The 12,854-nt window shown below is 58.0% G+C and carries 10 protein-coding genes and 1 pseudogene; 4 read left to right on the top strand and 7 right to left on the bottom strand.

Annotated features, from left to right (window positions below; translation table 11 throughout):
* Positions 1-18 precede the first annotated feature (18 nt).
* Complete coding sequence (locus PI739_RS00080) at positions 19-2,031, bottom strand: alkaline phosphatase D family protein (protein ID WP_271351443.1); 2,013 nt, start codon at positions 2,029-2,031, stop codon at positions 19-21.
* Between the two features lie 258 nt (positions 2,032-2,289).
* Here PI739_RS00080 and PI739_RS24770 point away from each other — a divergent pair.
* Positions 2,290-3,072 (top strand): annotated as a pseudogene (locus PI739_RS24770) (MCP four helix bundle domain-containing protein); the annotation flags it as partial.
* On the top strand, positions 3,067-3,930 hold the full coding sequence (locus PI739_RS24775) for a methyl-accepting chemotaxis protein (protein ID WP_408637169.1): 864 nt from the start codon (positions 3,067-3,069) through the stop codon (positions 3,928-3,930). The pseudogene PI739_RS24770 and the gene PI739_RS24775, both read left to right, overlap by 6 nt.
* An 8-nt stretch (positions 3,931-3,938) precedes the next feature.
* On the opposite strand, the gene PI739_RS00090 is transcribed toward PI739_RS24775, so the two are convergent.
* Positions 3,939-4,376, bottom strand: a complete 438-nt coding sequence (locus PI739_RS00090) for a GNAT family N-acetyltransferase (protein WP_054080612.1) — start codon at positions 4,374-4,376, stop codon at positions 3,939-3,941.
* Between the two features lie 81 nt (positions 4,377-4,457).
* The gene (locus tag PI739_RS00095) at positions 4,458-5,651 is read right to left on the bottom strand and encodes a GGDEF domain-containing protein (protein ID WP_003433802.1); all 1,194 of its coding nucleotides are present in this window, start codon (positions 5,649-5,651) and stop codon (positions 4,458-4,460) included.
* Between the two features lie 389 nt (positions 5,652-6,040).
* Between PI739_RS00095 and gmd the strand changes: the two genes are divergently transcribed.
* Positions 6,041-7,087 (top strand): GDP-mannose 4,6-dehydratase, encoded by a 1,047-nt coding sequence (gene gmd / locus PI739_RS00100; protein WP_003365756.1) that lies wholly within the window; start codon positions 6,041-6,043, stop codon positions 7,085-7,087.
* A 77-nt stretch (positions 7,088-7,164) separates the two neighbouring features.
* Here the strand turns inward: gmd and PI739_RS00105 are convergent, their stop codons facing one another.
* Positions 7,165-8,124 (bottom strand): GDP-mannose 4,6-dehydratase, encoded by a 960-nt coding sequence (locus tag PI739_RS00105; protein WP_054080613.1) that lies wholly within the window; start codon positions 8,122-8,124, stop codon positions 7,165-7,167.
* Positions 8,125-8,384: 260 nt separating this feature from the next.
* Between PI739_RS00105 and PI739_RS00110 the strand changes: the two genes are divergently transcribed.
* Positions 8,385-9,698, top strand: a complete 1,314-nt coding sequence (locus PI739_RS00110) for a methyl-accepting chemotaxis protein (RefSeq protein ID WP_032609546.1) — start codon at positions 8,385-8,387, stop codon at positions 9,696-9,698.
* A gap of 189 nt (positions 9,699-9,887) precedes the next feature.
* Here PI739_RS00110 and ycaC read toward each other — a convergent pair whose 3' ends face one another.
* From ycaC to PI739_RS00125, 3 genes are all read right to left on the bottom strand, one after another.
* Complete coding sequence (gene ycaC / locus PI739_RS00115) at positions 9,888-10,514, bottom strand: isochorismate family cysteine hydrolase YcaC (protein ID WP_003365747.1); 627 nt, start codon at positions 10,512-10,514, stop codon at positions 9,888-9,890.
* Positions 10,515-10,668: 154 nt separating this feature from the next.
* Positions 10,669-12,240, bottom strand: coding sequence for an alkaline phosphatase D family protein (locus tag PI739_RS00120; RefSeq protein ID WP_003433796.1), 1,572 nt, complete (start codon positions 12,238-12,240; stop codon positions 10,669-10,671).
* Complete coding sequence (locus tag PI739_RS00125) at positions 12,237-12,800, bottom strand: GNAT family N-acetyltransferase (RefSeq protein ID WP_003433795.1); 564 nt, start codon at positions 12,798-12,800, stop codon at positions 12,237-12,239. The genes PI739_RS00120 and PI739_RS00125 overlap by 4 nt, the downstream gene beginning before the upstream one ends.
* Positions 12,801-12,854 lie beyond the last annotated feature (54 nt).

Below are 12,854 nucleotides of genomic sequence, written 5' to 3' on the forward strand. Positions count from 1 at the left end.
CGGCAATTGCCGATAAGTTTAGCGGTGACTCTCCCTTGTTTTCCGGTTGTTTTCCATAAAGCCACGCTCTGGGTCAGATCGCTGGTCTCTGTATTCTTCCGGTTCGACGAAACAGGTAGGCGGGTCACCGTTGGCATTGAGTTGGTTGATCAGGGTCGGCTGGCCCTGTTCGTTGAACAGTACCTGCCCGACACCTGCCGAGTTCCATAAGCGTTCACCGGCCTTGCTGTGCTCGGGCGTGCGCGGAACAACCTTCATCAGGCGGCGCTTGGTGAACCAGTTAAGAGGTGAGCGGGGAGAGTATAACCAGCGATTCAGCCGATCAAAAGTGTCCAGCAGACGACGGGGGAATTCATTCTTGATACCACTGCTGGTGATTTGCCAGATATGAGGCCCGCCACTGCGCTGGCGAATCAGGATTTCGTAGACGAACGAGTAATGCACATCGCCCGACAGGATCACGTAATTGCCCGGTGTTCTGGAATGGCGAAAGATGTTCAGAATGACGTTGGCGGCACCACGGTGCGCCATCCAGTTTTCCGCATCGACCAGCAACGGATAGCCGCACCAACTGAATATCCGTTGTATGGCCTCGATCAACTTGACGCCGAACACGGGGGCAGGTGAGACGATAATCGCTGATTTATGGTCGATCAGCTCCTGTTGCAGTTCACTGAGCGCTTCCCAGTCGAGCAGGCCGGACGGGTGGTTGAAGTTCGACTCGCTGCGCCAGCGCCGGATGCGGGTATCCAGTACCACCAGTGCCGGGCTGGTGGGTAACACGTAATGCCATTGCTGAAACTTCAACAGCTGATCAATCAGCTGGTCCTGGGCCTGGCTGTCCAGCCAGTTGTCGTTCGACACGGCCTCGGTGCTCAGTGCGTGAGCCTGCCTGACCAGCCCGTTGAGCGCATCCGGGTTATTCCCCCAGCCCTGGCAAAGCAGATAGGCGAGCAGGGCGTTACCGATGATGCGTTTGGAGAATGGGTGGCCGTAAGCCGTTTGCTCCCAGTTCGCCGACAGGTTCCAGTCATCGGTGATGTCGTGGTCGTCGAAAATCATCATGCACGGCAGATGCGCCATCGCCCGCGCTACGCCGCCCAGGCCCTCGGCAAATGCCTCGACCAGTTGCTGCTCCCTCGCGTAGCGCTCGACTTCCCCGTCCTCCAGCCGCGGCCTGCCGGGTTCGATCAGGGTCCAGGGCGTGGGTGACCAGACCAGCAGGTACATCGCCATGACTTCCGCCAGGGTAACCAGATGGTTATCCGCTGTGCTGCTGGTGAATACCGGCTTGCTGGTGCCGCCAAAAAAACGCTCGCGCAGCGTGTCGTTGCTTTTCAGGGCCGGCAGCAGGTCGGCACGCTGGTAATAGCTGGCCGGATGCGCATAGAGACGAGGGCTGTCATCGACGATGGCCCCGTCGAGTCGCTCGTCGAACAACCCCAGCCGCTCGATCAGCACATGGATGGCGCGCAGCATCGGCCCGGCGACATCGTCGGCGTAGATCTGATCGCCGCTCATCATCAACAGCGCAGGGCGTTGCAGCGGCTCCTTGACGTCGGCCAGCAGGCGGTCCACGCACAGCAGACCCTCGGCCGCGCTGTGGTGCGGCTTGCGGCACGAGCCATGCAAAAGGTGATCAATGCTGCTGCGCACCACGAAGTTCGGGTAGCGGTTGCCCTCGTACAGCAGGTGCGGCGCCCACTCGGCAATGCCGCCTTCGCCTTCCACCAGCAGGTCGTACTCGATCCAGGTGTCGCGGGGCAGTTCGGCTTCCAGTTGCAGATCGATCAGGTGAATGAACGCTTGGCGCCCGACTGCGATGACCTGGCATTGCCGGTCGTCGAGTACGTAATCGTTAAAGCCCGCCGTGGGGGCATCGGTAGCGGCATGGCGCAGGCGCACGGTCAGGCGCAACGGACGAGACCCTGCCAGCCACAACACCAGGCGGCCGGCTTCCTGACGGCGCAACAGCGGGCCGGCAAGGATGGACGGTAACGAAGTGAGTTGTTCGATGGAAGAAGCAGACATCCTGACTCATGACTCTGGCGGGACACAGGCGAGAATGGTAACGCAACGGGCCTGGAAAGTTCTTGTTACACCACGCGAGCGCGTGTTTCCGGACATTGCAGGCATGCGAGGCGGCCCGCTCGACCATGTCCGTATGAAGACTTTGTTAACCGCCTGCAGAGTGCGCTGAAAATGCCGATACATGACTATGCAACAGGCATCTGAATTCCATAAAGTTTTTATGGCGTTGTGCCATATTTGCTCATGAGGGTTTCAGCTATGAAATGGTTCTACAACGCGAGGCTGTCGGCCAAGCTTTTCATGTCTTTTGCGTTATGTGCGCTTTTCACCCTAGGGGTAGGCGTAATAGGCAGTCGAGGCATCAGTGCCTTGTCCGTCAGCCTGGATAACGTGTTTACCAACAGCCTGCTGTCGGTTACAAAAACCGGCGAGGTCAAGGCCTCGGTCATTGCTCAGAACCGTGATCTTTATCGTTTATTGGCCGCCATGGCAGGCAACGCCCCGCAAAGCGTCAAGGACGATATTCTCGCGAGCATGACCGTTAACAGGACTCAGGCTGAAAAAAGCTACGCCACCTACCGGGCTACGCCGCTTGAGGATGACGAGCGCGCCGCCGGTGATCAGATGGACAGAGACTGGCCTGGCTATCAGGCACTCATCGAGCAGGCCAAAGGCACTGCCCTGTCCGGTGACATTGCGGGTGCGAGAGCGATCATCGACGGTGATGTACGCAGCGGTTACCTGAAGGTCATGGATCAGCTGACCACCATCGTCAACTCCAATAATCGTCAGGCGGGGGAGGCCGCTGTCGCTTCCGACCAGACACAGGACGCTGCGCAACGAAACCTGTACATCGGCATTGGTTTGTCATTCTTGGCCGCGTTTGTGATGGGTCTGTTCATAAGTCGCGCCATCAGCACGCCAATCAGTACGGCAGTGACCAATGCCCGGCGAATTGCCAGCGGTGATCTGACCCTGCCGATTACCAGCCAATATCACGACGAAGCCGGCATGATGCTGGTTGCCCTGAGCGATATGCAGGACAACCTGAAAAGCACGATCGGGCAAATATCCAGCGCTGCCGACCAGTTGGCCTCGGCCGCTGAAGAGCTGAATGCGGTGACTGAAGAAAGCAGTCGCGGTCTGATCCGTCAGAACGATGAGATTCAGCAGGCCGCTACGGCGGTGAACGAGATGACCGCTGCGGTCGAAGAGGTCGCGCGTAACGCCATGTCGACGTCGGAAGCGTCCCGACAGACCAGCACCGATGCGGCTGCCGGTCGTGATCAGGCCCGTGATGCCGTGAATGCGATCAATACCGTCAGTGCCGAGATCAGCAGTTCGACCACGATGGTCGAAGAACTCGCCGGACGCGTTCGTGAGATCGGGCAGGTGCTGGACGTGATCCGTGGGATCGCCGAGCAGACCAACCTGCTGGCCCTCAACGCCGCCATCGAGGCTGCGCGTGCAGGCGAGCAGGGGCGCGGCTTCGCTGTGGTAGCGGACGAAGTACGGGCGCTGGCCGCTCGAACCCAGGCATCCACTGGCGAAATCGAAACCATGATCGGCAGTGTCCAGGCCAGTGCCGATCAGGCCGTGCGGGCCATGGGCAACAGCCGCACGCTGGCCAGCAACACGCAAACCCTGGCTCAGGCCACGGGGCAGTCGCTGGAGCGCATTGCGCAGAGCGTCGCCGAGATCAACGACCGCAACCTGTTGATTGCGACGGCCTCCGAAGAGCAGTCCCACGTTGCGCGCGAAGTGGATCGCAACCTGGTCAACATTCAGGACCTTTCCACCCAGACCGCCGCAGGTGCGCACCAGACCAGTGCTTCAAGCCAGGAGCTGTCGCGTCTTGCCATTTCCTTCAACAATCTGGTAGGCAAGTTCAAGGTCTGACGCAAGCATCAGGCCGTTGTGTTCGGCAGGCGCTTCTGGAAAAAGAAGCGCTTGTTGCCAGGCGGATAGTCGTCAATCTGGCCGAACTCGGTGTAACCGTGGCGACGATAGAAGTCGGGGGCCTGGAAGTCGAAGGTGTCCAGCCAGATTCCCGTGCAGCCCTTTTCAACCGCCAGATCCTCGGCCATCTGCATCAGACGCGAGCCCATGCCTTGCCCACGGGCTTGTTCCGGCACGACCAGCAGCTCGATGAACAGCCACTCATAAAGAATACGAGCGTGCAGGCCGCCGAGGACTTCCCGGGTTTGATCATCGCGAATGAACATCGCCACTTTCCCGGACTTGCCGTCGCCCGCCTGCTCGGCGTTGAACCGTTTCAGTGGTTCCAGAATCGCCAGACGATCCTCTTCCGTAGGGTTGGTGTTGACGTCAATGTGAATACTCATGCGATGGCTCCCAGCCTGGGTGTGCGCCGAGATTAAAGTGGCAGGGGCGTGGCGTAAAGCAGGATCCTGCGGTGTTTCATTTCACGCAAAGCACACGCAATTACGTCCGGCGCGCTTGGCCGCGTAGAGGGCATTGTCAGCCGCACCAATCAGGTTCTCGGCGCTGGTCAGGGGCGCTGTCGCACACGCCACGCCGAGGCTGATGGTGACCAGCGCGTTTTCGCCCAGCACCGGGTGCGGCAATTTAAGCTCGGCAACAGCGCTCTGCAGGGCCGCGGCCACTTCTCTGGCCTGCACGGCATCGCCGATCATCAGCACCAGAACCTCTTCGCCGCCGAACCGGAACGCCACAGCGCCATGCTCATGCGCGCTTTGCTGGATTTTCTGACAAAGCAATCTGAGGCAAGTATCGCCTTGCGGGTGCCCGTAGTTGTCGTTGTAGGATTTGAAGTGGTCGATGTCCAGCAGGATGATCGCCACGTTCGCCGGCGTATTGCGAGCGTGCTCCCAGACGGAGGTCATCACTTCATCCTGGTAGTGTCGATTGAACAGCCGGGTCAGCCCATCGGTACGCGCGAACTCCATCAATTGCACTTGAAGCAGGCGCCCGCGGAGCGCAAACAGGTAGCTCATGCGGCTTGCCCGCTCCAGAAAGTAGGAGGCCATCAGCAGCAGTGCTACCGTCGAGACGAACAACACGGCGTTGGCCTGCCAGATCACGAAGTCGGCGAAGTCGGCAATGTAGGTAGTCACCAACTGGATGATCAGCATGCATGACATGGCGACAGCGGCATGACGCAACGGCAATTGCTGGATCATGGTGCAGTAGACCATGATCAACAGCATGCCGAGTTGATAAAAGATCTGATAAGGGCTGTCGCTGTGAATCATGACCAGCAATGGCATGAGCGAGCACACGACCGTGGCGAATGCAGCGATGGTTTCCATCGCCCAGCGCGTGGTAACGCGTTGAGCCAGTATCAATAGCGCGATAAACATCGGCGTCATCAGGCACAGACGGCCCACGGCTACATAGAAAAACACATCCCGCAGTATCAACCAGTCACTGATCAGGAACAGGTTGTAGATCAGACTGCCGCCAATCCCTACCGCCGTCAGGAACTCGCGCCGCGGTAGCCGGGTTTCTTCCTGATAGCGTTGCTCAAGAACACGGCTGAAGCGTAACGAGCCAACACCTGAAGTGATCGTCTGCTCGACCTCGGCAAGGAGTTGCGCATCTTCAAGATTGGGACGTTCAAGGGCAGAAACAAGCATGTGACACCGGGACATTAACATCGAGAGACATAGGACATCACGAGTGATGTCTTAGTGCTATCAATGTATCGTGTCACTCTCCCAAAGTCGACCGGTGGTGGCTGTTGCCTACGTGGGTAAAGCTTCTACTGTGTCCTGCACCTTAGATCATCGATGTCCTGGGGATTTTGCAGGAGAGCGGTGAGTTTCTCTTGGCGACACCCTCCGGCAGCCTAGGGGAGGCAGAGATGTCTGAAAAATGACTGCTTGCACTTCAGATCCCCATCTATAGTGGTCTTATGCTTCGACTCAAACAATGTGGGCTGCTTTCGAAGCAGGCGCGCCGGGATTCATGAATTTATCTCGGCATAATAAATGAAGCCAAGCGAACCCGGACCGAGCTCCTATTTATGAATACACCTGAAGAATCTGTAATTATCACGGGCATCACTGGCCAGGATGGCGCGTACTTGACTCAACTTCTGTTGGAGAAAGGGCATAAGGTTTACGGCACCTATCGCCGTACCAGCTCGGTCAATTTCTGGCGTCTCGAAGAGCTTGGCGTAGCCAGCCATCCGAATCTGCACCTTGTTGAACATGACCTGACTGATCTGAGTGCCAGCATTCGCTTGTTGCAAAAAGCCGAACCCACTCAGATTTACAACCTGGCGGCGCAGAGTTTTGTCGGCGTTTCCTTCGACCAACCGATAACGACTGCCGAAATTACCGGCTTGGGTGCAGTCAACCTGCTCGAAGCGATACGCATCGTGAACCCGAAGATACGCTTTTATCAGGCATCGACTTCCGAAATGTTCGGCAAGGTGCAAGAAGTCCCACAGGTCGAAAGCACGTCGTTCTATCCGCGCAGTCCTTATGGCGTCGCCAAGCTTTATGCGCACTGGATGACGGTCAACTATCGAGAGTCCTATGGGATTTTTGGAGCCAGCGGCATTTTGTTCAACCATGAGTCTCCGCTGCGCGGCAAAGAGTTTGTCACCCGCAAAATAACTGATTCTGCCGCACGCATTTCACTGGGTATGTCGCAACTTCTGGAGTTAGGCAATCTGGACGCCAAGCGTGACTGGGGGTTTGCCAAAGAGTATGTGGAAGGCATGTGGCGCATGTTGCAGGCCGACGAGCCCGACTCATTTGTACTGGCGACCCACAGATCCGAAACGGTTCGTGACTTTGTGGCCATGGCGTTCAAGGCTGTCGACATAGATCTGGAATGGAAAGGCAGCGCGGAGAACGAGCGGGGCATCAATGTGGCGACGGGCGAGACCCTCGTCCAGGTCAATCCCAGGTTCTACCGTCCCTCTGAAGTCGAGTTGCTGATAGGCAATCCTGAGAAAGCCAGGCAGGTGCTTGGTTGGGAGGCAAGTACTAACCTTGAGCAGCTTTGTCGGTTGATGGTGGACGCAGATCTGAAGCGTAATCAGCAAGGGACATCGTTCTGATCAACCCTTTCCATGCTGTCCGACTCAAGCCTCGGGTGCTAACGGGTATAACGTCACTTGCACCGAGGCCTGATCGCTCAAACCATCTCAGCTACTTCATTGCGCCAGTAATTCAATAGCGTTGCCAGCGTATCCCGCAGCGTCGTAGTAGGCTCCCAGTCAGTCGCTCTGCGGATAGCGGAGTTATCGCCGAACGCGCTGGGTATATCGGACGGCCGCATTCGGTCAGGATCGTTGACCACCTCTATCGTGCTTGAGCTCAGTGCCGTGAGTTGGTTGAGTATGGCCTCGATACGTATGGGCTCGCCACGGCAAATATTCAGGCACCGAGCGTAGGTTTGCTGCGTGTCGGCCATTTTCAACAGGGCGATGTACGCATCGCACACATCACTGACATCGAGAAAGTCTCGCTCTGCTTGCAAATTTCCAACTTTTAATTGCGGTGCCTGCCTGCCTGCTTCTATCAAGGCAATCTGACGAGCAAATGAGGCCGTTGCAAAGTCAGCTGATTGCCCCGCGCCAATATGATTGAAAGGGCGTACGACGATACCCCTCTGTCCGCGACGAAAGTTTTCGTGGAAGGCCGTTTCAGCAGCAAGTTTGCTCGCGGCATACGGGTTCATAGGCCTGCATACGCTGTTTTCGTCGAGGGCAATACCCTGCTTGAATGCCTCGCCGTAGACCTCCGATGAGCTCACAAACAGCACAAATGCCTGTGGACTCTGGCGCTGCAATGCCTGCAGAAGGTTCATACTGCCCATGACATTGGTTTGCCAGGTCATCAAGGGGTCCTCGAAACTGGCGGGTACGTGAGTGATTGCAGCCAAATGTACAACATGAGTGAGGTTTGATCGGGACACCGCACGCTCTAAGCCAGAGGCATCGCGAATGTCGCAATGCAGCGATTCGGCGGCACAAGCGGACTCAGGAGACTCAGGGCTCACCAATGCAACTACATGATGTCCTGCCTGCTGTAGCTTGCGACACAGCATCTGCCCGACGAAACCGTTTGCACCAGTGATCAGAATGCGTTGCATCGTGTGGCCTCCTCGTGGGACGTGCTGCAAGTAAATGAGTTTAGCAAGGGCGGGTCGATCCGTTTGACCTGCTGCGCATGCCCTTTGTTTCGCCTCAAGGCGCTGTTCAGCAGCCTGACATATTCAAGGGTGTTTGCAGTTAAAGCCCGCACGCGCCAAGACAACATAACCCAACCCATCCTGCCACCATCAGACGAAATGCCTTAATCCCGTCTACGCTTGTGTCGATATATACGTACAACCTCACTATGGGTGCCGTCATGTTCAACGCTCGCTTGAAAAAGGAATTACAGGCACAAAAGGCCGAGTTATCCATGTACCGGCAGATGCAGAAAGGGATGGATGCGCAAATGGTGTCTTTGACTCTGGACGCCAGCCACCACATCGTCCACGCCAATGAAAACTTTCTCAATGCGCTTGGCTATTCGCTGGAGCAACTGCAGGGCAAGGATCTCGATCACTTGGTGCCTACTTACGTCAAACAGCTGGATTGCTACCGCAGTCTCAAAGTGGCGGTGCAGAAGGGCGAGTCGGTCATCGACAGGTACCGTTTTCTGCATGCCGATGGCCGGCTGGTGTGGATTCGCGCCCTCTGGCAGCCAGTGCTGGATGAGCAAGGCAGGCTGATGACGTTGCAATGCTACGGTTCGGACATCACCCAGATCGTCGAAACGGCTGCCGAGAACTCCGCGTTCATCCAGGCGCTGTTACGCTCGACCGCCGTGATCGAGTTCGACCTCAGCGGCCAGGTATTGACCGCCAACGATCAGTTCCTGCGTGGCATGGGTTATAACCTGGCGCAGATCAAGGGCAAGCATCACAGCATCTTCTGTGATCCTGCGGAAACCTCTCAGGCGTCGTACCGGGAATTCTGGGCGATGCTCAACCGTGGCGAGTTCGTGGCCGGGCGCTTCAAGCGTCTCGACAGCAACGGGCGTGAGGTCTGGCTGGAAGCAACCTACAACCCGGTCCACGATGCTCAGGGCAAACTTTACAAGGTGGTCAAGTTCGCCACGATGGTGACCGACCAGGTGGCCCGCGAAGAAGAAGTCAGTCAGGCCGCCAGCGTGGCGTTTGAAATCTCCCAGCAGACCGACGTCAGCGCCCAGCGCGGCGCGGACGTGGTGCAAAACACTGTAAAGACCATGCGCAAGATCTCCGAAGAGATGCAGTCAGCCTCCTCGGGCATCGAAGCGCTGGGCAAACAGTCATTGCTGATCAATTCCATCGTGCAGACCATTGGCGGCATCGCCCAGCAGACCAACCTGCTGGCACTCAACGCCGCCATCGAGGCCGCACGTGCCGGTGAGCAGGGCCGGGGCTTTGCCGTGGTGGCTGACGAAGTCCGCCAACTGGCAGGCCGCACCAGCGCCGCGACCGAAGAAATCGTCAGCGTCGTGCAGCAAAACCAGTCGCTGGCCGATGAGGCAGTACGCGGCATGGCCAACAGCCGCACCCAGGCGGAGCAGGGCCTGGTGCTGGCCAACGAGGCCGGTGCCGTGATCGTCGAGATTCAGGAAGGAGCCAAACAGGTGGTGGGTGCCGTGGGGCGGTTTGCCAATCAGTTGAAGTAGTCTTTCTGGTTTCGCGGACTCTGTGGTGTGTTGTGCGGTGTGGAAATGGCCGGTCCTTGCAGTCTGGCCATCCACCTCTGCGCCTCTTCGCGCAATCAAGATCGGACGCTAAGCATCCTGGACGGCATGCCAACGCATGGGCACGATAGTGTTCTTACGGACGCCTATCACCCTACTTGTCGACAGCCTCTACCGAGCAGTCAGTGCCGAATAGCTGTTCATCAGGTTGCGGTAGTTCGGGATGCGCTCGGAAAGCAGGTTACCCAGTCCTTCGATATCGTTGCGCCAGTCACCTTGCAGCTCACAGGCCACCGAGAACCAGTTCATCAACTGCGCACCTGCCTGCGTCATGCGCGACCACGCGGCTTGTTGAACCGTGGTGTTGAAGGTGCCGGAGGCATCGGTGACCACGAATACTTCAAACCCTTCAGCCAATGCCGACAGGGTCGGAAAGGTCACGCACACATCGGTCACTACCCCGGCAATGATCAACTGTTTTCGGCCGGTCGCCTTGATGGCCTTTACAAAGTCTTCGTTATCCCAGGCGTTGATCTGACCCGGCCGGGCAATGTACGGCGCATCGGGAAACATTGCCTTGAGTTCCGGAACCAGCGGGCCGTTGGGGCCTTGTTCAAAACTGGTGGTGAGAATGGTCGGCAGTTCGAAGAAGCGGGCCAGGTCAGCCAGGGCCAGAATATTGTTCTTGAACTCGTTCGGCGAGAAGTCCTGCACCAGCGAGATCAGGCCTGTCTGATGATCGATCAGCAAAACGATGGCGTCATCTTTGTTCAGGCGGTTGTAGGTGGTGTGGGTCATGGTCAAGTCCTTTCGTTTGGGTAGGTGAGGTCTGGCGTGCAACATGGGCTCAGGTTAGTAGCTCACCGGAAAGGGAAAAAGCGCCTGAAGCGGGTTTTACTGTCTCTTCACAGTGGACAATTTTGTCCACAATATGGCCAATCCAAAACGTCGCCTACCCGGCAACAGCCCCCGCCTTGCCAGCCTCCACCACAAAACGCTTCAGCGTTGACACGCTCGCCGCAGGGTCCAGCACATCCGACACCACTTGAAAGCGGGTCTGCATATGCTGTTCGTTCAGGTCCACTGCCACATAGCCGCGCTGACGGCTGTCGAAAAACTTCACGTGTGGGTTGAGGCCGAGAATGCTGTTGAAGGCGTCGAACGGTGGTCCGCTGGAGGTTACCGAGGTGCCGACGAATTCGGTGGCGACGATGGCTGAATCCGGATTGCCTGCCTCGGCGTGCAGGTCGGTGGTCCAGAACGAATGGATATCGCCACCCCAGAACACCGGGTTGCGGGTCTGGTGGCGTTGCAGGGATGCCAGCATGCGCTCGCGGGTCGCCGCGTAGCCGTCCCAGCCGTCGGTCCAGTGGCCCAGCGCCTGGGTCTTGAGATTGCGCTGTTCCAGTGGAGCGACCAGCAAGTCCTGGGCAATGACATTCCATTGTCCAGGTGATTCAGCGAAGCTGCGGTCCAGCCAGGCTTCCTGTTCCCAGCCGAGCATGGTGCGTTTGGGGTCACTCAGATCCGGACAGTCGCTGGGCGCTACGTAGCCTCGACGGCTGCCGTTGGCCTGGATGCACGCCTGTTCGGAACGATACTGCCGACCGTCCAGCACATGAAAGCGTGCCAGGCGGCCATAGTCCAGGTTCCGGTAAATACGCATGTCCGGTCCTTTGGGCAGGCTGCTGGCGCGCAAGGGCATGTGCTCGTAAAACGCCTGATAAGCGGCGGCTCTGCGACGTAGAAAACTGTCCACCGGAACGTTCGGGTCCTGGGACCACTGCGCGGCGTAGTCATTCTGTACTTCGTGATCATCCCAGGTGGCCACACTCGGCGCACAGGCATGCAGCGCTTGCAGGTCGGGGTCGGTCTTGTACTGAGCGTAGCGATTACGATAGCCCGCCAGGTCCATGGGGTCAGGTGTAGCGTGGTGACGCGGGAACCGAGGGTTTTCCGGGGATATGTTCATCTCATAAATGTAGTCGCCAAGAAAGAACACCAGATCCGGGCGCTCTGCCGCCAGGTGTCGATAGGCGCTGAAATACCCGGCCTCCCAGTGCGAACACGACACGAAGCCGAACCGCGCCGAGACCATGGCACTTGCCAGCGGAGCAGTACAGGCCTGCCCGACAGCGCTTTGCGCCCCCAGGCTCTCGAACTGATACCAATACGGGCGTCCAGGCTGCAAGCCGCTCACTTCAACATGCACCGAATGGGCAAGGCGCGGATGGGCGGTGGCCTGTCCTGTGCGGACTACGTGAAGCATGGCCGCATCGCTGGCGATCTTCCAGCGCACCTCAACGGGTTTGTTCAGTCCGCCATCACCCGAGGGCGTCATCACCTTGGGCGCCAGACGTGTCCATACCACGAAGCCATCCGGCAACGGATCGCCAGATGCCACGCCGAGCGTGAATGGATAATCGACCCCCGCGCTGCGCGCAAATGGGCTGAGGATCGACAGCAATGTTGCACCGGCGACTCCGGTAATGATGCGTCGACGATCCGGATTGAAATCGGTCATGACGTGGCCTCCGACGATGGGTATTCCGAGCGCAACAGTCCGAACAGCAACATGTTCTTGAACACACCGTTTTTCAGAAATGCCTCTCTGGTACAGCCCTCATACGATAACCCGCACTTCTCCAGGACCCTGGCGCTGGCCGGGTTGTCGCTGAAGCACTGGCCGGCGATGCGGTTGAGGTTCATGTCCGTGAAGCCATGCCTCAGCAAGCCTTGAGCCGCTTCGCAGGCGTAACCCTGATTTTGATAGTGCGTTCCTGTCCAGTAACCCAGATGGCCGCTGCGATGCGGCATCGAAAGGCGTAGCGAGACGATCCCGGTCAGCTCTCCGGTTTCCTGAATGTGAACCCCGAGGCTCAACATCTGACCGGCGGTGTATTGGTCGTGGGTCTGTGCAATGAATGCCCGCGCATGCTCAAGGGTGTAGGGGCTGGGCAGTGCAGAAGTCATGGCCGCAATCGTCGGCTCGTCGGCCAGGCGTGACAAGGTGAGTGCCTGTTCCGGCTGCAACGCGGCGAGCAGCAGACGCGAGGTTCTGATAGTGGGCAGCGGGTGACTCATCCGTATTTTCCGTCGGGTTGAATGCTCAAACGCTGGCGCGTTGTTATGGCATTT

Origin of the sequence: Pseudomonas cerasi, from assembly GCF_027983475.1 — a bacterium.
In the GTDB taxonomy this organism is placed as follows: domain Bacteria; phylum Pseudomonadota; class Gammaproteobacteria; order Pseudomonadales; family Pseudomonadaceae; genus Aquipseudomonas; species Aquipseudomonas cerasi.